This window comes from Deinococcus gobiensis I-0 (assembly GCF_000252445.1).
Classification (GTDB): domain Bacteria; phylum Deinococcota; class Deinococci; order Deinococcales; family Deinococcaceae; genus Deinococcus; species Deinococcus gobiensis.
The window spans coordinates 692229-714001 of the sequence record NC_017790.1 but is presented as its reverse complement, the minus strand read 5'-3'; the positions used below and the strand labels follow the sequence as shown (position 1 = coordinate 714001).

Sequence of the window (21773 nt, the reverse complement as noted above, 5' to 3'; positions counted from 1 at the left end):
ATGGCCGGAAAGTTGCTACTCTGGGCCATGACCCGCACCCGTTCCACCGTCGAGGGCGCGGTCGGCGTGCTGGAAGCCTTCGACGCCGACCACGCCGAATGGACCCTGAGCGCCCTGGCCGCACACCTGGGGCTCCCCACCTCGACGTTGCACGAACACCTGCAGACCCTGTGCGGCTGCGGGCTGCTGCTTCAGGTCGGGCGCGGGCGCTACCGGCTGGGCTGGCGGCTGCTCAAACTGTCGAGCGCCCTGTACGGCAGCGTGCCCTGGTATGCCCCGGCGCACGACGCCATGACGGCGCTGGCGCGCGGCACGCACCTGCTGGCCTTTCTGGCGGTGATGCAGGGGCGGCAGGTGCTGTGTGTGGCCCGCTCGGTGCAGGGCCGCGAGGGCGGCGCGGTGGCGGGCGAGACCCAGTTCGTGCTGCCGGCGCACGCCAGCGCCAGCGGCAAGCTGCTGTATGCCCTGCACGGCCTGACGCCGGACGCCGCCCCCGCCGACTGGCCGCAGGAGGCGCAGGCCATCCGCCGCAGCGGCCACGCCCTGGCCCGCGACGAGTGGGAGGCGGGCACGAGCGGACTGGCCGTGCCCCTGCGCGGCGAGGGCGGCGTGGTGCTGGCGGCCCTGGGCCTGAGCTTCCCGACGGGGCGGCTGCGCGGGCGCGAGGCCCTGCTGCGGCGGCTGACGGACGCGGCGGCCGAGGTGTCGTGGGGGCTGGGGGACCGCCCCGGCCCCGCCGTTCATGCGCCGGCCCCGAAGCGCGTGTAAGAACCCTGTAGCACCGCGCGGCCCATCCTGCCCGCATCTCAATCGCACGACCCCGGGGCCCCGCCTTTCCTGCCCGTGGAAAGCCGTGGCCCCCGTCCCGGGTGGTCTCCCAGAGGAACAACATGTACAGAGCCGTCTTGCTGGCGGCCGGCCTGAGCGCTTTCTCGAGCGCGACGGCGGCCAAACTCGAAATCTTCTCCTGGTGGTCCGGCGACGAGGCCCCGGCCCTGCGCGCCCTGCTGCGGCTCTACCAGCAGAAGTATCCCGACGTGAGTGTCAACAACGCGACCGTCTCGGGCGGCGCGGGGACGAACGCCAAGGCGGTGCTCAAGACCCGCATGCTGGGCGGCACGCCCCCCGACTCGTTCCAGGCCCACGCCGGCCAGGAACTCATCGGCACCTGGGTCGTCGCCAACCGCATGGAAGACCTCAGCAGCCTGTTCAAGTCCGAGGGCTGGACCAAGGCCTTCCCCGCCGACGTCGTCAAGCTCATCTCCAGCAAGGGCGGCATCTGGAGCGTTCCCGTCAACGTCCACCGCAGCAATGTCATGTGGTACAACCCGGCCAAGCTCAGGGCCTGGGGCGTCACCGTGCCCAAGACCTGGCCGGAGTTCCTGACGACCTGCACGGCCCTCAAGGCCAAGGGTGTGGCTGCGCCGCTGGTCGTGGGCGAGAACTGGACCCAGCAGCACCTGTGGGAAAACGTGATGGTCGGTACGCTGGGTGCGGACGGCTGGAACAACCTGTGGAGCGGCAAGCTCAAGTTCACGGATCCCAAGGTGGTGGGGGCGTTCACGACCTTCGGCAAGGTCATGGACTGCACCAACAAGGACGCCTCGGGCCTGAGCTGGCAGCAGGCCAGCGACCGCATCGTGGACGGCGCGGGAGCATTCAACATCATGGGCGACTGGGCCGCCGGCTACTTCTCCAACACGCGCTACCTGTTGCCGAACACCGGCTTCGGCTGGACCACCGCGCCCGGCACCGAAGGCCTGTTCGTGATGCTGGCCGATTCCTTCGGGCTGCCCAAGGGCGCCAAGCACCGCACCGAGGCGGTCGACTGGCTCAAGCTGCTGGGCAGCAGGCAGGGCCAGGACACCTTCAACCCCCTCAAGGGCAGCATCGCCGCACGCCTCGACAGCGACATCCGGCGCTACAGCACCTATTCGCGCAGCGCGGCGACCGACTGGAAGAAGGACAAGATCATCGGGAGCATGACGCACGGCGCGGTGGCGCCCGAGAGCTTCACCAGCGCGTTCGGCGCGGTGATCGACCAGTTCGTGGCGAACAAAAATGCCCAGAGCGCCGCGGCCGCCGCCCAGCAGCTCGCCGACAAGGCCGGTCTCGGCAAGTAGGCGGCCCCGCCCATGATCCAGGGCGCGCCAGGCCAGCCAGCGCGCGCCCTACAGCAGGCCGCGCCGCAGCGCCTGCACGGCGGCCTGGGTGCGGTCGGCGGCCTGGAGCTTGACCAGGAGGTCCTGCACGTGCAACTTGACGGTGCTGACGCTGATGCCCAGATGCGCGGCGATCTCCTTGTTGCCCTGGCCCTCGGCGATCAGGCGCAGCACCTCGGTCTCGCGCGGGGTCAGGGGCGAGACGGCGTGCGGCGCGCGGATGCTGCCCAGAACGTGGTGCGCCACCTGCGGGTCGAGGTACGCGCTGCCGGCGGCGGCGGCCCGGATGGCGAGCAGCAGCAGGTCGGGGTCGCCGCTCTTGAGGCAGTAGGCGTCGGCCCCCGAGGCCAGCGCCGCGAGCACCTCCTCGCGCAGGTTGTGGGCCGTGAGCATCACGACGCGCGTGGTCGGCCACCCGCGCTTGATCTCGGCCGCCAGGTCGATGCCGTCCATGCCCGGCAGGCCGATGTCGAGGACCGCCACGTCCACCGCCGTGTGGGCCAGCTTTTCCAGGCCTTCCTCGCCGCTGCGGGCTTCGGCGACCACCCGCAGGTCGGTTTCCAGGTTGATGGCGGCGCGCAGGCCGTCGCGCGTGAAGGCGTGGTCCTCGACGAGCAGCACGCGGATGGGTGAGGGGGTCATGGGGCCTCCAGGGGCAGCCACAGGCTGAACACGCTCTGGGCGTTCGCGGTGCGGGTGTAGGTCACGCGGCCCCGGTGCGCCTCGGCGATGCGGCGCGTGAGGTACAGCCCCAGGCCAGTGCCGCCGCCCGCGCCGCCCGCCCGGAAGCGCTGGAACAGCGTGGCCTCGCGGCCCGGCGCGATGCCCGGCCCCTGGTCCAGCACCCGCAGCACCGCTTCGCCGTCCTCGGCGGTCAGGGTCACGCGCACCACGCCGCCCGGCGGACTGAAGCGCACGGCGTTTTCCAGCAGGTTCTGTGCGGCGCGGCGCAGGTCATGGCCCAGCCCCGGCACGCGCACGCCCTCCAGACCGGTCTCGAAGGTCACACCCTGTTCCTCCGCGCGCCCCGTGAGCTGGCTGATGACCCCCAGCACCACGTCGCGCAGGGCCACGCTGCCCAGCGGGTCCTCCTGCTCGCCGCTCTCGTATTTGGCGACCAGCAGGAGCTGATCGGCCAGGGCCAGCAGCGCCGCGTTGGCGTCCAGACCGTGACGCAGCGTCGAGCGGTAGTCCTCGGGCAGCGGCCCGTAGGCCCCCTTGAGGGCCGAGCGCATGTTCATGGTGTTGGCCATCAGGGGGGTGCGCAGGTCGTGGCTCAGGGCGTACACGAGGTCCTGCATGAGTTCGCCGCGTTCCTGAAGCTGGGCCTGCCTGACCCGCAGGTCGTCGAGCAGCGCCGTACGGTCGAGCAGGGGTTGCAGCGTCAACACCGCTTCCTCCAGCACGTCGGGGGCGGCGGTGGGGCGGGTCAGCAGCAGCAACAGGTCCTCGCCGTTGGGCCGCGAGAGCCGCGCCAGGAGCAGGTCGCCGCCGCCGGTCGCCCACACGCGCCCGGTGCCGGCAGGACGGGCCAGCACCTCCAGCGGCAGCCGCTGGCCCAGGCGGCTGGGGCCGTGTTCGGGACTCAGGCCGTGCGGCGCGGCCAGCACGGCGCGGTCCACGCTGCCGATCTCGACCCGTTCGGCCCCCGACAGTTCGCGCAGGGCCTGGGCGGCGCGTCCCACGAACTCGTCCTGGCCGAACGGCCCGCTGACCGCCTCGACCAGCGCACGCAGCGCCCGCTCGCGGCTCAGTCGCCGGCCTTCCTCGGTCAGGCGGGCGGCGCGCGCCGAGGCCTCGCGGGCGCGCAGCGTGAGCACCCCGACGAGCAGCGCCGCGAGTACGCTGATGACCCGGTTGACGAGATCGGTGCCCGACACGCCGTCGCGCAGACCGTTGAACAGCGCCGCGAAGACGTTGCCCGCCAGCACCAGGGCGATCAGGCGCAGGGTCCAGGCGCGCGACACCCCCAGCGCCGCCAGCGCGATGGGCGCGCTGAGCAGCGTACCGACCACCAGCGACGCCGGGGTCAGCACGTCGATCAGCGTGACGAGCAGCACCAGGCCCAGGCACAGCCCCAGCAGCGCGCGTTCGCTCAGGGGAAAGACGGTGGCCGGTCCCTCGGGCGCGGCCGGGGCCACCGGGTCGGCGGGGGAAATCGGATTGGCTCTGACGACAGGCATGGGTCTCCGGGAAAAGGGGGCTGGGCACGGGGCCGCCCCTGAACCCGCAGCCTAATGCCTGGGCGCGGGCCGGCCACTGGCCATATGGCCAGACGTGTGGCCGGAAGCAGGATACCGGGTCAGGCCACCGGGGAAGAGGATGCCGCTTATGGACCTTGCCCTTCTCCTCATTGTCTTGCTGCTGGCCGCCTATCTGCTCTACGCCCTCGTGCGCGCGGAAAAGTTCTGAGATGGGCGCGGTCATCGGCCTGTTGATCCTGCTGGCCCTGTTCGGGGCCGCAGCGGCGTTCGTCCTCGTTCCCGAGAGGCTGTGAAGTTGTGGATATCTTCCTGACCTACGCGCTGGCCTTCGCGCTGGCGATTCCCCTGGGCGCCCTCATCGCGCGGGTCTTCGCGGCCCCCGCCTCGCGCCTCACGTCCGGCTTCCTGCGCCTGAGCGGCGTGGACGCCTCACGCGGCATGACCTGGCGGCAGTACGGCGCGGCGCTCCTGGGCACCAACGTGCTGCTCGGCGTCGCCGCCTACCTCGTCTTCCTGTTTCAGGGCGGCCTGCCCCTGAACCCCGACGGCATAGCCGGCATGCGCTGGGACACGGCCCTGCACACGGCCGCCAGTTTCATCACCAACACCAACCAGCAGCACTACAGCGGCCAGAGCGGCCTGTCCTACCTCTCGCAGATGGTGGGGATCACAGCCCTCCAGATCGTGACCCCCGCCGTCGGCATGGCGGCCCTGTTCGCCGTGCTGCGCGGCCTGAAGGGCGAAAAGAACGTCGGCAACTACTACCTCGACGTGACGCGGGCGGTCGGGTTCCTGGTGCCCACGTCCTTCATCCTCGCGCTGCTGCTGACCTGGCAGGGCGTGCCCAGCACCTTCAGCGGCGCGAAGACGGCCACCCTGGTCCAGCCGCAGACGACCCAGGGCCAGACCGTCACCACCCAGACCATTCCGGTCGGACCGGTCGCCGCGATGGTCGCCATCAAGCAGCTCGGCACGAACGGCGGCGGCTGGTACGGCCCCAACTCGGCCACGCCGCTGGAAAACCCCACCCCGCTGTCGAACCTCCTGCAACTCGTGAGCATCATCTTGTTTCCGGTCTCGCTGGTGGTCGCCACCGGCCGCTTCCTGAACCGCGCCCGTTTCGGGGTGGCGATCATGGCGGTCATGAGCGTGATGTCGGCGGCGCTGACCCTCGGCGCGGTGCTGGCCGAGCGCGGCCCGAACGCGGCGCTTCAGGGCCTCTCGGCGCTGGGTCCCAACATGGAAGGCAAGGAAGTGCGCTTCGGGGCCGACGCCACCGCGCTGTGGGGGGCCGTCACCACCCAGACGAGCAGCGGGTCGGTCAACGGGATGCTCGACTCGTTCACGCCGCTGGGCGGGCTGGTGCCGCAGCTCGGCATGTTCCTGAACGACGTGTACGGCGGCATCGGCGTGGGCATGATCAACATGCTGATCTTCGTGGTCCTGACCGTGTTCATCGCCGGGCTGATGGTCGGGCGCACCCCCGAGCTGTTCGGGCGCAAGATCGAGGTCCGTGAGATGAAGATCGCCTCGCTGATCATCCTGCTCCAGCCGCTGCTGGTGCTGGGCTTCACGGCGGCGGCGCTGGCGATGCCTTCGATCACCGCCAACTCGAACCCCGGTTTCCACGGGCTGTCGCAGGTGCTCTACGAGTACAACTCGGCCTTCGCCAACAACGGCAGCGGCTTCGAGGGCCTGGGCGACAACACGCCGTGGTGGAACGTGACCTGCGCGGTCGTGCTCATCCTGGCGCGCTTCCTGCCCATCCTGGGGCCGCTGGCGATCGCCGGCCTGCTCGCCGCCAAGAAGGCCGCCCCCGAAACCAGCGGCACGCTGCGGGTGGATACGCCCGTGTTCGCCGGGATGCTCCTGAGCGTCATGCTGCTGCTGCAACTCCTGAACTTCGCCCCGGCGCTGGTGCTGGGGCCGGTGGCCGAACAGCTCACGCTGAACCGGACCGTTTCGCAGGCCGCCGCCGCTCAATCCGCCACCGCACAGGACCAACCATGACCACTGCCCAGCCCCCCAAAGCGCCGAACAGCATCTTCTCCTCGGCCCTGCTCCTGAACGCCCTGCGCGCGTCTTTCGTCAAGCTCGACCCGCGCGCGATGGCCAAGAATCCCGTGATGTTCGTGGTGCTCGTGGGCGGCGTCCTCACGGCGGTCCTCACGGTCATGAACCTCGCCTCGGGCCGCTCGTGGGGCTACGAACTGGGCATCACGCTGCTGCTGCTGTTCACGGTGCTGTTCGCCAACTTCGCCGAGGGGCTGGCCGAGGCGCGCGGCAAGGCCCAGGCCGCGACCCTGCGCTCGGCCCGCGAGGACACGCCCGCCCGGCGGCTGGTGAATGGCCAGGAAGAGGTGGTGCCCAGCACCCGCCTCGCCCCCGGCGACCTGATCGTGGTCGAGGCCGGCGAGATGATCCCCGGCGACGGCGAAGTGGTGGAAGGCCTGGCCTCGGTGGACGAGAGCGCCATCACCGGCGAGAGCGCGCCGGTGATCCGTGAGGCGGGCACCGACCACAGCGGCGTGACCGGCGGCACGCGGGTGCTGTCCGACCGCATCGTGGTGCGCGTGACCTCGCAGCCCGGCGAGAGCTTCTTGGACCGCATGATCGCGCTGGTCGAAGGCGCGAGCCGCCAGAAGACCCCCAACGAACTGGCCCTGTCCATCCTGCTCGCGGCACTCACGCTGGTGTTCCTGATCGTGGTGGCCACGCTGCTGCCCCTGTCGCGCTTTGCCGGGGCCGAGGTGAATGTGGTGACGCTCGTGGCGCTGCTCGTATGCCTGATCCCGACGACCATCGGCGGCCTGCTGCCCGCCATCGGCATCGCGGGAATGGACCGGGCCCTCCAGGCCAACGTGATCGCCAAGAGCGGCAAGGCGGTCGAGGTCGCGGGCGACGTGGACGTGCTGCTGCTCGACAAGACCGGCACCATCACCATCGGGGACCGGCAGGCGACCCGATTCGCGCCGCTGCCCGGCGTGACCGAGGTCGAACTGGCGCGCCTGGCCGCCCTCGCCTCGCTGGCCGACCCGACGCCCGAAGGCAAGAGCATCGTGGCGCTGGCCCGCAGCCAGGGCGTGACCGTAGAGACGCCGGGCGGCGCGGAGTTCGTGGAATTCACCGCCCAGACCCGCATGAGCGGCGTGGACTTCCCGGCCGTGGGCGGCCTGTCGAGCATCCGCAAGGGCGCGTCCGACCGCATCGCCCGCCTCGCCGCCGAGCGCGGGGGCCGCGTGCCGCCCGAGCTTCAGCCGCTGGTGGACGAGGTGGCGCGCGGGGGCGGCACGCCGCTGGTCGTCATCCAGAACGACCGCCTGCTGGGCGTGGTGGCGCTGTCCGACATCGTGAAGCCGGGAATGCGCGAACGTTTCGAGCAGCTGCGCCGCATGGGCCTGCGCACGGTGATGATCACCGGGGACAACCCCCTGACCGCCGAGGCGATCGCCCGCGAGGCCGGCGTGGACGGTTTCCTGGCCGAGGCGACCCCCGAGGACAAGCTGCGCATGATCCGCGAGGAGCAGCAGGGCGGCAAGCTGGTCGCCATGATGGGCGACGGCACCAACGACGCCCCGGCCCTGGCCCAGGCCGACGTGGGGCTGGCGATGCAGAGCGGCACCCAGGCCGCCAAGGAAGCCGCCAACATGATCGACCTCGATTCGGACCCCACCAAGCTCATCGAGGTCGTCGAGATCGGCAAGGGCCTCCTCATGACGCGCGGCGCGCTGACGACCTTCTCCATCGCCAACGACGTGGCGAAGTATTTCGCGGTGCTGCCCGCGCTGTTCGCCGCGCAGCTCCCGGCGCTCGCGCCCCTGAACGTGATGGCCCTGCGCAGCCCCGAAAGCGCCATCCTCTCGGCCGTCATCTTCAACGCGCTCGTCATTCCGGCCCTGATTCCGGTGGCCCTCAAGGGCGTGCGCTACACCCCCGGCAGCGCCGACGCCCTGCTGGCCCGCAACCTGCTCATCTACGGCCTGGGCGGCGTCCTCGTGCCCTTCGTCGGCATCAAACTCATCGACCTGGCGCTCGGCGTGCTGGGCTTCTGAAGGAGAAGATTTCCGTGACCACTCCCTCCCCCACCGACACCGCCCCCCAACCCGGTTTCCTGGCCTGGCTGCGCTTCACGCTGCTGTGGCTGGCGCTCGTGGGGCTGCTCTACCCCCTCGTGACCACCCTCGCGGCGGGCAGCCTCTTTCCCAGGCAGGCGAACGGCTCGCTCATCGAGCAGGGCGGCAAGGTCGTCGGCTCGGCGCTCGTCGGGCAGACCTTTACGGGCGACACCTACTTCATCGGGCGGCCCAGCGCGGCGGGGACGGGGTACGACCCCATGGGCGCCTCGGGGTCCAACCTCGCGGTGAGCAACCCGGCGCTGCGTGAGCGCGCGCAGGCCAGCGCCAAGGAAATCGCGGCGCGTGAGGGCGTGGCCGCCTCGCAGATCCCGGTGGACCTGCTAACCGCCTCGGGCGCGGGGCTGGACCCGCACATCTCGCCCGCCGGGGCCGAGCTTCAGGTGGCGCGGGTGGCGCGCGCGCGCGGACTGGACGCGGCGCAGGTGCGCGCCCTGGTCGCCGCGAACACCGAGACGGGCGCACTGGGCCTGGGGCAGCCGGGCGTCAACGTGCTGCGCCTGAACCTCGCGCTCGACGCGGCGCGGTAAAAAGGAGCCCGTGGAGACCCCGTGACCGAAGCGCGCCAGCCCGAACGCCTCTCGCTGTCCCGTCCCGGAGGCGAGGCGCGGCGCACGCGCGGCGTCTACAAGATCTTCGTGGGCATGGCGGCGGGGGTGGGCAAGACCACCCGCGCCCTGAACGAACTGCGCGAGCGCCTGGAGCGCGGCGAGGACGCCCTGATCGGCGTGCTGGAGACGCACGGGCGGCGGGGCACGGTGCAGGCCGCCGAGGGCCTGCCGGTCTTTCCGCGCCGCGTCCTCGCGCACGGCGGCGTGACCCTGGGCGAGCTGGACGTGGACGGCCTGATCGCCCGGCGCCCCGGCGTGGTCCTCGTGGACGAACTGGCCCACACCAACGCGCCCGGCAGCCCGCGCGAGAAACGCTGGCAGGATGTGGAGACGCTGCTCGACGCCGGCATAGACGTGCTCTCGACCGTGAACGTGCAGCACCTCGAATCGCTGAACGACACGGTGGCCCGCCTGACCGGGGTGCGTGTACGCGAGAGATTGCCCGACGCGGTGCTGCACGGCGCCGACGAACTCGTGTTCGTGGACCTGCCGCCCGACGACCTCCGGGCGCGGCTGCGGGCCGGGCACATCTACGGCCCCGAGAAGATCGAGCAGTCGCTGACCAACTTCTTTACGGTCGCCAACCTCACGGCCCTGCGCGAGATCGCGCTGCGACAGGTCGCCAACGCGGTCGAGATGGACGCCCCCGAGGGCCAGCCCGGCGTACAGGAGCGGGTCGTGGTCGCCATCGCCGCCGAGGAGACGGGCAGCCGCCTGATCCGCCGGGGCGGGCAGCTGGCCGAGCGACTGCACGGCGAGCTGCATGTCGTGACCATCCGGCCCGCGCGCCTGAGCGCCGAGCAGTCGCGGATGCTGGGCACCTTCCGGGCCATCACGGCGGCGCTGGGCGGGCAGTTTCATGTCCTCGACGCCCAGGGCAGCGTGGCGCCGGTCCTCGTGCGCTTCGTGCAGGAGATCCACGCGACGCAGGTCGTCATGGGCGAGACGAGCCGCTCGCGCCTCACCGAATTCCTGCGCGGCGACATCATCAAGACCGTGCTGCGCGAGACACGCAACGTGGACGTCTACGTCATCAGCCGGGACTGATCCGGACGCCCCGACGCCGCGCCGGGCCCCCACGCCTGAAGCTCGCCTCAAGGTTGCGCGAAGGCGACCCGACCGGCTTTCTTCACCGGGACCCGGCGCGGAAACGCACGCTGGGGAGGTCTGCCCTTCCCTTTCCGCCTTTCACCGCCCCGCAGGAGATGCCCATGACGACCGACCACCTTCCGGCCCTGACCCGGATGCTCCAGACCCACCCCCACGCCGACCGGACCGGCGATGCGCAGACGCTGCTGGACTGCGTCGCCGCCTGTGCCGAGTGTGCCCAGGTCTGCACGTCCTGCGCCGACGCCTGCCTCGCCGAAGCCGACCTCCAGATGATGGTGCCCTGTATCCGCCTCGACCTCGACTGCGCCGACATCTGCGTGGCGACCGGGCGGGTCCTGACGCGCCAGACCGAGTCGCGCGCCGAGGTCGTGCGTGCCCAGCTCCAGGCCTGCCTCGCCGCCTGCAGGGCCTGCGGCGACGAATGCCGGAAACACGCCGGGCACCATGCCCACTGCGCCGTGTGCGCCGAGGTCTGCCACCGTTGCGAGGCGGCCTGTCAGGCCCTGCTGGACACCCTGGCTGCCTGACGGCCGACAGGAGAGGGGAGGGACGAACGCGGTCCCTCCCCTCCTATGCCTCCTGCCCTCAGTTCTGCGGGGCCAGCGCCACGCCCCGGAAAGCGGTGTTGGTGCCCGCCGTCGCCAGGGTCGTCGGTGTTCCGCTCAGCGTGCCGCCGAAGCCGCTGGCATCGGTGAGGCTGAGCAGTTTCTTTTCGGAGGTGGCGAACAGGGTCACGCTGCCGCCGCTGGTCACGCCGGTCAGGCCACGCAGCTGGTCGCTCGCACTGCCGACCGCGCCCCGGGCTGTCCACATACTGCCGTCGAAGCTGTACTTCTGGATACCCGTGTTCGCCGCATCGTCGGCGATATAGACGGTGTCCACGGCGGCGCTGCCCGTGCCCAGTTTGGTGAAGTAGAAGGCGAAGGGACTCCCCGAGGTCGGCAGGCCCGGCAGGTTGGTGATGGTCTGGCCCGGGGCGGTGGGCGCGCCGCTGCCGACCGTGCCCAGACGCACGGCGCTACCGCTGCCGGTCGAGACGTAGAGCTGCCCCCCGAACACGTTCACCTGCCGCAGGTTGGTGACGGTGGTACTGAGCTGCGTGCTGGTCGTCCCCCCCAGTGGGGCGAACCGCACGCCGCCCGCGCCGCCCGAGACGTACAGGGCGCTGCCGTCCGGGCTCGCCGCACTGCGGATGTTGTTGCTGTTGGCCGCGTCCGTCAGGGCCGTGGTCGTGTCCACCGTACCCGCCGCGTCCACCCGCCCGACCACGCGTGGGACCGCCGTGGCGGCCGTGCCCGCGACGCTCGCCGTGCCGACCGCCGCGCCGTAGCCCGGCACGAGCAGATATCTTCCGTCGGCCGAGCGCGTGAGCAGTCCCTCGGAGGTGGCCGAACCGCTGGCGACCAGGGCGCGGTTGGTGCCACTGGTGGCCGTGGGCATCGCCAGGGTCCTGAGCAGGGCGCCCGTGTCGGTCTTGAAGGTATCGAGGAATACGGCGGTACCCACGCTGCTCAGGGCCGCGCTGCCGTCCCCCACGCGGTAGACGACCACGTTCGGTGCCGTGGCCGCCGCGACCGTCACCGTCACGGCGTTGGAGGTGCGGCTCAGGGCGCCGTCCGTGCCGGTCACGCTCAGGCTGTAGCTGCCCGGTGCGAGGCCGGCGGGCACGCTCAGATTGACCGTGAAGGCGCCGCCCGAACCGCTGACGCTGCCGGTCACCCCGGCCGGGCTGCTGGCGACGGTGAAGGTGGGGGCGCCGCTGTACCCCCCGCTGGCCTTCAGCGTGAGGGCCGCCGACGCGCCGCCTCCCGCGCTCGCCGTGAAGGTCGCCGGACTGGGGTTGCCCAGGCTCAGGCTGTAGTCGGGGGCGGCATTGACATTCAGCGTGGCCGGAGAGCTGCTCACGGGGGCGCTGCCGTAGCCCGCGCTGGCCGTCGCCGTGATGCCGGCGGTCCCCTGGGCCACCCCGGTCGCCACACCAGTCGTGGGGTTCACGGTGGCGACACTGGTGTCGGTGCTGGCGTAGGTCACCGTGACGGGGCAGCCAGCGGGCGAGGTGCTCACGGCGGCGGTGAAGGTGGTCTGCGCGCCGACCGCCACGCTGGCCGAGGCCGGCGAGACCGTCACACCGTTCACCGTGCAGGTCTGGGCCGCGCCGAGGGTCACCACGTCGCTACGGAACTTCTGCCACAGCGCGGGGGCGTCCTTGGCGATCACGCCGTCGCCGGCATAGACCGTGTCGCCGTTGTCGGAGAGCACCTGTACGCTGCCGCCGTCGGCCGCCGGGGTGGTCAGGCCGCCGCCGGGCAGGTCCACCAGGCTCTCCAGGCTGCCGTCGCTGTCGGCCGCGAGGGCCGAGAGGTCACCCCGGAACTGCGCGGGGTCGGCGCGGTCGCCGCTCCAGGTATACAGCGCGAAGTTGCCGCCGCCGCTCGCCGGGCCGGCCAGGATCAGGCAGCCGCTGGCGTTGCACTTCAGCTCGCGGACGCCGCGCCCCCCGAGGTCGAGCAGCACCGGCGGGTCAAAGGTCGCCTTCGTGGCCGTTCCCGTCACCAGGGCCGTGAAATTGGTCACGGGCACGATCAAGGCGGCCCGGCGCGCGGTGGCCGGCTCGTTCGGGGCGCGGAAACCCAGCAGGGCGGTCGTCGCGCTGCCCGGCGCGAAGCTCAGGCCCTCGATGTTGAAGCCCGAACCGTCCTCGGCCTCCGGCACCACGCCGGTCGCCGCGCTGGCGTCCAGGCCCAGATACTTTGCCCCCAGGCCGTGCCCGCCCGCATTGTCCCAGGCGATCAGGTCCGCGCGCAGGTTGTCGTAGTGGCCCACGAAGCTCAGGGTGGCGCCGGCGCCGCTGCCGCTCAGGTCGGTGGCGAACAGGCGGTAGCGGTTGGCGCGCACCTTGCCGGTGCGGCTGTTGCTGTGCGACCCCAACCAGTACAGGCGGTCGCCGCTGCGGGTGCTGGCTTCCAGGTCGAGTTCGGGGTTGGCGGCGTCGGGCAGGCTGAGCTGGCTGCTGAAATCGAAACTGGCCAGCGGCAGGCCCGACTGGCTGCGCGAGTACAGGCGCAGGGCATTGAACTCGTCGTCGGCCACGAGCATCGTGTCGGCGTCCAGGGCCTGGGCGCTCGATGCGTTGCTCTCGCCGGTGTGGAAGCGCGAGGTCGCGGGCGTGCCCGACGCCTTGCTGGCCGCGTAGTCCACGACATAGCGGCTGCTCAGCGCGCCGTCCGATACCGTCACGGTGACCGTCGCCTTGCCCACGCCCTGCGGCACGATCTTCAGGGTCCGGTCGGCGCCGCTGCCCGACAGCGTGGCGGTGGCCACGCCGGGGTCACTGCTGACTGCCGTGACGCTCAGGTCGCCCGCCGCCGATTCGCGGTCACCTACAGTGAAGCCCAGGCCCGCCGTGCTCGCCGGGTCGGTGGGATCGCCCAGCACGCCGCTCACGGTCGCCGTTCCCGCGCCCAGGCTCAGGCGCGGGGTGCTGGTCGCCGCCGGGGCGATGGTGGGGGCCGTGTTCACGTCGTCACCCGCCGCCACCACCACGCTGAAGTTGAAGGGGTCGGTCTGGGGCGTGTCGCTCTGGAGGTCCACCGCGAAGGTCAGGTTGGCGCTGGCCCCCGCCGCGAGGGCCGTGGGCAGGCGCCAGCCCGCACCCGCCCGCCCGGCAATGACCAGGCCGGAGGGCGCGCTGGGGGTGAGGGGCGAGGTGTCCAGCGCCGTGTAAGGCGTCGCCTCGGGGTCGGTGACGGCCGCGCCCTGCGCCGCACTCAGGGTCTTGCCGGTCACGGCGCTCAGGGCGGTCGCCCGGCCCGAGGCGTCGGTGCCGCCGTAGGTCGTCAGGCCCTTGAAGTAGGTGGCCCCCACCGTCGGGGCCGAGGAGGTGACGGTGGCGGGGTCGCCGTCCTCGTCGGTGTTCACCGGCACGAAGGTCAGGTGTTCGAGCGCCCGGCCGGTGTTGTTCGTCACGCGGTAGACCGCCCGCAGGTGCCGCACGCCCCCCACCGAGAAGGTGTCGGTGGCGACGAGCGCGAAGCCCAGTTGCCCGTCTCCCACGTCGGTCAGGGCCTGCGCGCCCAGGTCGCCGGACACCCGGCCTCCACCCACCAGCGTCAGGCTGGAGGTCGGCTGGCCCTGCGCGCCCACGTTCTGGAACCGCAGCTCGTACACCTGGCCCAGCGCCCTCGCGGGGGGCGTCTGCGGTGCGGGCGCGGCGGCGGCGGGCGGCGCGGCGCCGGCCGGCGAGGGGTCCTGGCCGCAGGCCCCCAGCAGCAGGGCAGGGAGCAGCAGCGCGGGCAGGGCGGCGAAACGGCGGCGGGACGGCTGGGTCATGGGAACGTCTCCTGAACGGGGGAAGGGGGGCAGACCGGCCACAGGATGCTCAAGAAGTGTTTACCGGAACTTCATGATGCGCCGCCGCCTGTCAGGAAACGGTCTGCCCGGCGGGCCGCGTCCGGCCCCGTGCTAGCGTGACGCCGGCGCGGCGGGTCCGCTGCCGCGCCGGCCCATCCCTGCTCCTCGGAGGAACTTCATGGTCAAGATTGCGGTCATCATCGGCAGCACGCGCGCTGCCCGTTTCGCCGACAAGCCGGCCGACTGGCTGCGCGGCATCGTCTCGCAGCGCAGCGACGCCGACTACGAGTTCGTGGACCTGCGCGACTTTCCCCTGCCCTTCTTCGACGAGGTCGCCTCGAACGCCTACGCTCCGTCGCAGAACGAGGTCGCGGTGCGCTGGCAGCACAAGGTCGCGGAATTCGACGGCTATATCTTCCTGACGGCCGAGTACAACCACGCCCCGACCGCCGTCCTGAAAAACGCCCTGGACTACGCCTATCCCGAGTGGAACAAGAAGCCCGCCGCCTTCGTGGGCTACGGCTCGGTGGGCGCGGCGCGGGCCATCGAACAGCTCCGGCAGATCGCGGTCGAGTTGCAGATGGCCCCGACCCGGACCGGCGTTCACATCCAGGGCGCGGACTTCTTCGGGGCGTGGCAGCAGGGCGCGGCCCTCGAGGACATGGCGCACCTCCAGCCGGGCGTGCAGGCCATGCTCGACGAGCTGAACTGGTGGGCCAGGGCCCTCAAGACCGCCCGCGAGGCCTGAGCTTCGCAGGGCTCAGGGGGGCAGCACGTCCGCGTGGCTGGCCCCCCTCCTTCCGGCCTACTTCCGGCAGGTCAGGTCCACGCGGAAACTCGGGTCGGACACGCTGAAGTTGGCCTTGACGTGGTCGGGGTTCTTCGCGCCGACTTCCAGCAGGAACTTCTGGGGCGCGGAGGCGGCGACGGCGGCCGCCTCCATCCGGCTTTCGGGAAAAATCTGAAACTCGTAGACGGTACCGGTGCCCTGTTGCAGCCGGGCGTAGGTCTTGTCCTGCCAGCCCTCGCGCCAGCTCTTGCTCCAGCTGTCGCCGTCGGCGAAAGCCAGACTGACCGCTCCGTTGTACGCGACGCCGGCGTGGTCCAGCGTCAGCGTTTCCTGCGCGCCGTTCCTGAGCTCGACCGTCACGCCCCAGCCGTCACCGTAGTAGCGGTCCTGCACCGGGCGGACCTTCGTGACACGCAGCCGCTCGATCCCGTTGAAGAGCCACTCGTTCACGCAGCCTTCGACACTGGCCTTGGCGTTGGCCCCGCCCTGCGCCGTGAGGGCCGCCTTGAGGTCCGTGAGCCGGACATACGTGACCCCGCCGATCACGGTGGTGTTCAGCGTGACCGGCTGCCCCCCCAGCACCAGCGTGGTGGGCGCAGCGAGGGCCACCGACGGCAGCAGACTCAGGGCGAGGGCGCGGCGCAGACGGGTCGGGAACCGGGACGGACGGGCACTCACGTTCATGGCAGGCCTCCTGGGCACGTGGCGGCCCGCTCGGGGCACGCCGGACATACGGGCACAGGGCCAAGCTAGGCAGAGGGGCGTTGCAGCGCCGTTGCGGCTCGGCCCGGCGCGGGCGGCTCAGTCGTCCCCGCTGGGATCGTCGGTCGCGGCGCGCAGCGTGAACACGACGCGGGTGCCCTGCCCCGGCACCGAGTCGAGCGACACCTGCCCGCCGTGACGCTCCACGATCTTGCGGACGAGCGGCAGGCCGATGCCGTTGCCGGCGTACTGCTCGCGGCTGTGCAGGCGCTGGAAGATGGTGAACACCTGCTCGTAGTGCCGCTCGTCGATACCGATGCCGTTGTCCTGTACGGTCACCTGCACCCATTGCCCCAGCCGCCGCGCCGACACCTCGACCTGGGGAGGGCGCTGGGGCGACCTGAATTTCAGGGCGTTGTCCAGCAGGTGGGCGAGGACCAGCCGCAACTGCGCGGGGTCCCCCTGCACCTGCGGCAGCGCCCCGATCGTCAGCGAACCGCCCTGGTCCTCTACCCGGCCGACGAGATCGCGGCTCACCTGCTCGGCCTGCGTCGCCAGCCGGACGGCCACGAAGGGCCGGGGCCGGCTGCCGATACGCGAAAAGGTCAGGAGATCGTCGATCAGCAGACGCATCCGCTCGGTGCCCTCGGTGATGTAGGAAACGTAGCGGGCCACGCGCGGATCGCCGTTGTCGCCGTAGCGCAGGGCGAGCAGCTGCGCGAAGCTCGACACGCTGCGCAGCGGCTCCTGGAGGTCATGGCTGGCGACGAAGGCGAACTGTTCGAGTTCGGCGTTGCTGCGCTCCAGTTCGCGCGTGCGCTGTTGCAGGGCCTGGGCCTGCTCGGCGCGCTCCAGCGCCAGCCCGAGGTTGTGGACCACGCTCTCGACGATGACCCGGTCCACACGGGTCCAGGACTGGGCGACGTTCAGGCCCAGCGCGAACACGCCGCGCACCTCGCCGTGGACGAGCACCGGCAGGGTGGCGACCGTCTGGATCGGCAGCTCCTGCGGCGTCAGGTGGTCCGACAGGGCCGGATCGGTTTCCAGGGTGTACTCGTCGGTGTAGTAGGGCCGGCGGGTCTGCCAGGGCACGAGCAGATAGGCGCTGCTGTGGTAGGGCAGCCCGGTGTCCAGTACCTCCTGAAGCGCGGGGCTGCCCGTGTCGCCCACCTGCGAGCGCACGCGCCACAGCCCGTCTTCGGGTTCGTAGTACAGCGCGAAGGTCTGGGGCAGCAGCGAGCGGGTGAACTCCTGCGCGCGGCCGATAAGCCGGTAGGGATCGGTGTGCAGCGTCAGGTGCCGCGTCAGCTCGGCGAAACCCTCCAGCACGCGGGTCCGGGCCTCCAGCTCCAGGTTCTTCTGGCGCAGTTCCTCGGCCTGGCGGGCCAGGGCGCTCTGCCCCTGGTCCACCTGGGACTGGAGGCTGGAGGCCCGGCTCGTCCACAGCCGGCGGAAGGTCCGCTCGGAGCGCAGGTCCCGCAGGTAGCCCACCAGGCCGCCCGCCTCGCCCTCACCGTCCCGGACCAGAAAGGCCTCGACCGGAATGCGCTCGCCGCCGCTCGTGAGCAGCTCCTTCTCGACCGGGTCCGACCGCCCAGTGCGCAGCGCCTGCCCGAAGGCCTCCCGCGCGGTGTCCATCTGTCCGGGGGCCAGCAGGCTGTTCCAGTCGGGAACGCGGCGCACGAACTCCTCGCGCCCGTAGCCGAGCAGGCGCAGCGCGGCGTCGTTGGCCCCAGTCAGGCCGCCGCCGAGCGTGCCGCTCAGGATCGGCACCGGACTTTCCTGAAGCAGTCGGCGCGACCGCTCCTCGCTCTGCTGCATCTCCGCGAAGACCGCGCGCTCGCGCTGCCGGGCCAGCAGGTGACCCAGGGTGGCCGCGCCGTACAGGGTCAGCTTGTCCAGAAACCGCTGCTGGGCCGCCGACACGAAGCGCTCCTGCGCGAATTGCAGGTGCAGCAGCCCCAGCGGCGCGCCGTCCAGGCACAGCGGCCACAGGACCCGGTCCGTCCGCTCGCCGCCCAGCTGTTCGGGGGTCCGGCACAGACCGAGCAGGTAGGCCGCCTGCTGCGCCTGGGGCCACTCTACCGGCGGACGGGCCGCCCCGCCCGGCAGGGTGCCCGTGGCCCCCATCGGCCGCAGCCCGTGCTCGCCGACCTCCCAGACCTCGGCGAAGTCGGGGGCGAATTCCTGCGCCGCCGCCTCCAGCAGTTCCGCCCAGGCCAGCCGGGGCTGCTGCGAGTCGCCCAGACGGTGCAGCACGCCGTGGAGCTGTTCGCTCAGGCGATGTTGCTCCTTCAGGGCGGCCACGTCGGACATAGCTGAAGATACCGTGAGGCACACCGCTCTGGAAAGCCGCGCCCGGCACGCGCCTATGCCCGGCCGACCCAGGTCCGGCGAGGGATAGACTGGACCATCAACCCCTTCAACCGCCTGGGCCGTGGCGTTCTGTCTCGACACCGCCCCATCCTGCGTTTTGTCAAAAAATTTTTGGACTTCTGACAGAAATTAGGGCCTTTTTAGGGCCTTCGATCGGCCAATCTCGCAAAACGTTGAGGAATGATTCAGAAATATGCATTTTGGTCATGATCTCCACCCCCACCTTTGCCGCGCCTGGATGAGGTTACAAGACATGATCGGAAAACATAGAGAGTATTTATATGCGTCTTTTTGCATCAATATTCTCTTTTGACAGACTGTCCAATTTTTCTACCAAATGGATTTGATAGAAAACCGACGTCTCAGCGCATCTTTGGGCTAGATAGGCGATTGACAGGACCGATCTATCTCCCTCAAGATTATGCATAACGGTTAAAGCAGCTCCCGTGAGGGTTGAACCGGGCCTTCGACCTCCGCGCCTGACTTCACGCCCTGACGAGGTTCCTTCATGACGCAGCCCGGCTCTCCGCAGGCTTCTTCTCCGGCCCCCGACCTTTCCCCGACCGGCAGCGCCTGGCAGGAACTGCTGCCTCCCATGACCGCGCACGAGGCCAGTGTCGAGGCCAACCGCTGCCTGTACTGCTACGACGCGCCGTGCATGCAGGCCTGCCCGACCCACATCGACATCCCGACCTTCATCCGCAAGATCGGCACCGGGAACCTGCGCGGATCGGCGCGCACCATCCTGGAGAGCAACTTTCTGGGCGGTACCTGCGCCCGCGTGTGCCCGGTGCAGGAGCTGTGCGAGGGGGCCTGCGTCCTGGGGGCCGACCACAAGCCCATCCAGATCGGGCGGCTGCAACGCCACGCCGTGGACCACGTGCAGGAGCGCGGCCTGTCGCTGTTTACCCCTGCTCCGGCGACCGGGCGGCGCGTGGCGGTGGTCGGCAGCGGCCCGGCCGGGATCAGCGCCGCCGCCGAACTGGCGAAGGCCGGGCACGCGGTGACACTGCTCGAAAAGCGCGAGCTGGCCGGTGGCCTCTCGACCTACGGCATCATCTCGCTGCGCGAGCCGGTCGAGGTGGCCCAGCGCGAGGTGGAGATGGTCCGTGCCCTGGGCGCCGAGGTGCGTACCGGGTACGAACTGCGGACCCGCGCGGACCTGAGCGGACTGCTCGCGGACCACGACGCCGTATTCCTGGGCCTGGGCCTGGGGGCCGTGCCCGCGATGGGCATTCCCGGCGAGGAGGCGGTCCTCGACGGCCTAGAGTTCATCGAGACGGCCAAGCTGCGGCCCCAGGACCTGCCGCCCGCGCGCCGCGTGGCCGTGATCGGGGCGGGCAACACCGCCATCGACGCCGCGACGATGGCCCGCCGCGCCGGGGCCGAGGTCGTGATGGTGTACCGCCGCACCGAGGCCGAGATGACCGCCTACCGCCACGAGTACGAATTCGCGCTGCACGAGGGCATCGGCTTCGCCTTCCTGACACAGCCGGTCGGGGTCGAGCTGGACGGGCAGGGAGGGGTTACGGGCCTGCGCTGCGTGAAGATGGCGCTGGGGGCCGCCGACGCCTCCGGCCGCCCGCGCCCCGAGGCCGTGCCCGGCAGCGAGTTCGTGCTGCCCTGCGACGCGGTGGTCAAGGCCATCGGGCAGGAAAAGCCCGCGCTGGCCGCCGAGCTGGGGCTGGGGCTGGACGGCGGGTACATCGCCGTGGACGGGAACCTGCGCACCAGCCTGGACCGCGTGTGGGCGGGCGGCGACTGCGTGCGCGTGCGCGGCAGCGCCAGCACCGTGATGGCCGTGCAGGACGGCAAGATCGCGGCGGTGAGCATCAGCGCCGCGCTGGGACATAAGGCCGACGTGACCCTGAAGCCCGAGGTACCCACCGAGGTCCGGCACCTGCCGCTCTATGCCCAGGCCCACCATCCCCAGACGGGTATCCCGGAGACCACCCATGGCTGACCTGAGCGTGAATTTCGCGGGCATCCGCGCGCCCAATCCCTTCTGGCTGGCCTCGGCGCCGCCCACCAACTCGGGCGCGCAGATCCACCGCGCCTTCGAGTACGGCTGGGGCGGCGCGGTCTGGAAGACCATCGGCGCGCCGGTCCTGAACATCTCCAACCGCTACAGCGGCCTGTCGCTGGGCGGGCAGCGCCTGCTGGCCATCAACAATGTCGAACTCATCTCCGACCGCCCGCTGGAAGTCAACCTGCGCGAGATCGCCGAGGTCAAGCGGATGTGGCCCGACCGCGCCGTGATCGTCTCGGCGATGGTGGACGCCGACCCCAAGGCCTGGCGCGACATCGTGATGATGATCGAGGACACCGGCGCCGACGGCATCGAGCTGAACTACGGCTGCCCCCAGGGCATGAGTGAGCGCGGCATGGGCGCGGCGGTGGGGCAGGTCCCCGAGATGTGCGAGCTGAACACCCACTGGGTCACCAGCGTCACCCGGCTGCCGGTCATCGTGAAGCTCACGCCGAACATCACCCGGATCACCGAGCCGGCGCACGCGGCCCTGGCGGGCGGGGCCAACGCTCTGTCGCTCATCAACACCATCAACTCGATCATGAAAGTCGACCTCGACACCCTCCAGATCACGCCCAGCATCGGCGGGCGCGGCACGCACGGGGGCTACGCGGGGCCGGCGGTCAAGCCCATCGCCCTGAACCTGCTCTCCGAACTCGTGACTGACGAGGACGTGCGCCGCAGCGGCGTGCCCATCTGCGGCATGGGCGGCATCCAGACCTGGCGCGACGCCGCCGAATTCCTGCTGCTGGGCGCGACCTCGGTGCAGGTGTGTACGGCGGCCATGCACTACGGCTACCGCATCGTCGAGGACATGATCGACGGCCTGAGCAACTGGATGGACGACAAGGGCTTTGCGAGCATCGACGACGTGGCGGGCCGCGCGGTGCCGCAGGTGAGCACCTTCGGGCAGCTCGACCTGGGGTATCAGGCGGTGGCGCGCATCCACGCCGACAAGTGCATCGGGTGCAACCTCTGCTACGTGGCCTGCAACGACACGGCCCACCAGTGCATCGACCTGCACGATCCGGCGGGCGTGCGGGTGGACCCCGGCTACGACCTGCGCGCGGGCGGCAAGGAGGTCAGCGTGGGCCGCCCGCGCCCGGTCATCCGCGAGTCGGACTGCGTGGGCTGCGCGCTGTGCGCCAACGTGTGCCCGGTGGACGGCTGCATCGAGATGGTCAGCGTGCCGAGCCACCGCCCGCATGTCACCTGGGACCAGCTCAGCGCCCAGCAGCCTGCCGTGACCCAGCAGTGGGGTGCAATGGAAGCCTTCCGGGCCGAGAACGGCTTCGAGATCCACTGA

Annotated in this window: 16 protein-coding genes; 11 read left to right on the top strand and 5 right to left on the bottom strand. The window is 71.0% G+C overall.

Annotation, left to right across the window (positions count from 1 at the left end; genetic code table 11):
• Positions 1-27 precede the first annotated feature (27 nt).
• Together DGO_RS03285 and DGO_RS03280 are read left to right on the top strand one after the other, a co-directional pair.
• The gene (locus tag DGO_RS03285; RefSeq protein WP_014684063.1) at positions 28-768 is read left to right on the top strand and encodes an IclR family transcriptional regulator; all 741 of its coding nucleotides are present in this window, start codon (positions 28-30) and stop codon (positions 766-768) included.
• Positions 769-890: 122 nt separating this feature from the next.
• The gene (locus DGO_RS03280) at positions 891-2123 is read left to right on the top strand and encodes an ABC transporter substrate-binding protein (RefSeq protein WP_014684062.1); all 1233 of its coding nucleotides are present in this window, start codon (positions 891-893) and stop codon (positions 2121-2123) included.
• Between the two features lie 48 nt (positions 2124-2171).
• On the opposite strand, the gene DGO_RS03275 is transcribed toward DGO_RS03280, so the two are convergent.
• Entirely contained in the window at positions 2172-2804 is a 633-nt protein-coding gene (locus DGO_RS03275; RefSeq protein WP_014684061.1) for a response regulator, read from the bottom strand.
• Positions 2801-4345 (bottom strand): sensor histidine kinase, encoded by a 1545-nt coding sequence (locus DGO_RS03270; RefSeq protein WP_083847190.1) that lies wholly within the window; start codon positions 4343-4345, stop codon positions 2801-2803. The genes DGO_RS03275 and DGO_RS03270 overlap by 4 nt, the downstream gene beginning before the upstream one ends.
• Positions 4346-4484: 139 nt before the next feature.
• On the opposite strand from DGO_RS03270, the gene DGO_RS24850 reads away from it, so the two are divergent.
• From DGO_RS24850 to DGO_RS03245, 6 genes are all read left to right on the top strand, one after another.
• Positions 4485-4574, top strand: a complete 90-nt coding sequence (locus tag DGO_RS24850) for a potassium-transporting ATPase subunit F (protein WP_082506232.1) — start codon at positions 4485-4487, stop codon at positions 4572-4574.
• An 89-nt stretch (positions 4575-4663) separates the two neighbouring features.
• The gene (kdpA, locus tag DGO_RS03265) at positions 4664-6376 is read left to right on the top strand and encodes a potassium-transporting ATPase subunit KdpA (RefSeq protein WP_050920664.1); all 1713 of its coding nucleotides are present in this window, start codon (positions 4664-4666) and stop codon (positions 6374-6376) included.
• Complete coding sequence (gene kdpB, locus DGO_RS03260; protein WP_014684058.1) at positions 6373-8418, top strand: potassium-transporting ATPase subunit KdpB; 2046 nt, start codon at positions 6373-6375, stop codon at positions 8416-8418. The genes kdpA and kdpB overlap by 4 nt, the downstream gene beginning before the upstream one ends.
• A 14-nt stretch (positions 8419-8432) precedes the next feature.
• On the top strand, positions 8433-9029 hold the full coding sequence (gene kdpC / locus DGO_RS03255) for a potassium-transporting ATPase subunit KdpC (RefSeq protein ID WP_083847189.1): 597 nt from the start codon (positions 8433-8435) through the stop codon (positions 9027-9029).
• A 108-nt stretch (positions 9030-9137) separates the two neighbouring features.
• On the top strand, positions 9138-10157 hold the full coding sequence (locus DGO_RS03250; RefSeq protein WP_014684056.1) for a universal stress protein: 1020 nt from the start codon (positions 9138-9140) through the stop codon (positions 10155-10157).
• A 164-nt stretch (positions 10158-10321) separates the two neighbouring features.
• A complete protein-coding gene (locus tag DGO_RS03245; RefSeq protein WP_043800843.1) occupies positions 10322-10747 on the top strand; it encodes a four-helix bundle copper-binding protein in 426 nt (141 codons plus the stop codon).
• Between the two features lie 58 nt (positions 10748-10805).
• Here DGO_RS03245 and DGO_RS20935 read toward each other — a convergent pair whose 3' ends face one another.
• On the bottom strand, positions 10806-14549 hold the full coding sequence (locus DGO_RS20935) for a beta strand repeat-containing protein (protein WP_014684054.1): 3744 nt from the start codon (positions 14547-14549) through the stop codon (positions 10806-10808).
• A gap of 199 nt (positions 14550-14748) precedes the next feature.
• Between DGO_RS20935 and DGO_RS03235 the strand changes: the two genes are divergently transcribed.
• Positions 14749-15318 (top strand): NADPH-dependent FMN reductase, encoded by a 570-nt coding sequence (locus DGO_RS03235; protein WP_014684053.1) that lies wholly within the window; start codon positions 14749-14751, stop codon positions 15316-15318.
• Between the two features lie 57 nt (positions 15319-15375).
• Here DGO_RS03235 and DGO_RS03230 read toward each other — a convergent pair whose 3' ends face one another.
• Both DGO_RS03230 and DGO_RS20930 read right to left on the bottom strand, forming a co-directional pair.
• Positions 15376-16044 carry a hypothetical protein gene (locus tag DGO_RS03230; protein ID WP_014684052.1) on the bottom strand — a complete coding sequence of 223 codons (669 nt, stop codon included), beginning with the start codon at positions 16042-16044 and terminating at the stop codon, positions 15376-15378.
• A gap of 117 nt (positions 16045-16161) precedes the next feature.
• Positions 16162-18378 carry a PAS domain-containing sensor histidine kinase gene (locus DGO_RS20930; RefSeq protein WP_014684051.1) on the bottom strand — a complete coding sequence of 739 codons (2217 nt, stop codon included), beginning with the start codon at positions 18376-18378 and terminating at the stop codon, positions 16162-16164.
• 568 nt (positions 18379-18946) lie between these two features.
• On the opposite strand from DGO_RS20930, the gene DGO_RS03215 reads away from it, so the two are divergent.
• Positions 18947-20401 carry an NAD(P)-dependent oxidoreductase gene (locus DGO_RS03215; RefSeq protein ID WP_014684050.1) on the top strand — a complete coding sequence of 485 codons (1455 nt, stop codon included), beginning with the start codon at positions 18947-18949 and terminating at the stop codon, positions 20399-20401.
• The gene (gene preA, locus DGO_RS03210) at positions 20394-21773 is read left to right on the top strand and encodes an NAD-dependent dihydropyrimidine dehydrogenase subunit PreA (protein WP_014684049.1); all 1380 of its coding nucleotides are present in this window, start codon (positions 20394-20396) and stop codon (positions 21771-21773) included. Before DGO_RS03215 ends, preA begins: the two co-directional genes overlap by 8 nt.

Coding starts and splice junctions, on each gene's coding strand:
- DGO_RS03230 (WP_014684052.1), bottom strand. CDS start 16,044: ATGAACGTGAGTGCCCGTCCGTCCCGGTTCCCGACCCGTCTGCGCCGC.
- DGO_RS03275 (WP_014684061.1), bottom strand. CDS start 2,804: ATGACCCCCTCACCCATCCGCGTGCTGCTCGTCGAGGACCACGCCTTC.
- DGO_RS03280 (WP_014684062.1), top strand. CDS start 891: ATGTACAGAGCCGTCTTGCTGGCGGCCGGCCTGAGCGCTTTCTCGAGC.
- DGO_RS03245 (WP_043800843.1), top strand. CDS start 10,322: ATGACGACCGACCACCTTCCGGCCCTGACCCGGATGCTCCAGACCCAC.
- DGO_RS03235 (WP_014684053.1), top strand. CDS start 14,749: ATGGTCAAGATTGCGGTCATCATCGGCAGCACGCGCGCTGCCCGTTTC.
- DGO_RS24850 (WP_082506232.1), top strand. CDS start 4,485: ATGCCGCTTATGGACCTTGCCCTTCTCCTCATTGTCTTGCTGCTGGCC.
- DGO_RS03270 (WP_083847190.1), bottom strand. CDS start 4,345: ATGCCTGTCGTCAGAGCCAATCCGATTTCCCCCGCCGACCCGGTGGCC.
- DGO_RS20935 (WP_014684054.1), bottom strand. CDS start 14,549: ATGACCCAGCCGTCCCGCCGCCGTTTCGCCGCCCTGCCCGCGCTGCTG.
- DGO_RS03215 (WP_014684050.1), top strand. CDS start 18,947: ATGACGCAGCCCGGCTCTCCGCAGGCTTCTTCTCCGGCCCCCGACCTT.
- kdpB (WP_014684058.1), top strand. CDS start 6,373: ATGACCACTGCCCAGCCCCCCAAAGCGCCGAACAGCATCTTCTCCTCG.
- preA (WP_014684049.1), top strand. CDS start 20,394: ATGGCTGACCTGAGCGTGAATTTCGCGGGCATCCGCGCGCCCAATCCC.
- DGO_RS20930 (WP_014684051.1), bottom strand. CDS start 18,378: ATGTCCGACGTGGCCGCCCTGAAGGAGCAACATCGCCTGAGCGAACAG.
- DGO_RS03285 (WP_014684063.1), top strand. CDS start 28: ATGACCCGCACCCGTTCCACCGTCGAGGGCGCGGTCGGCGTGCTGGAA.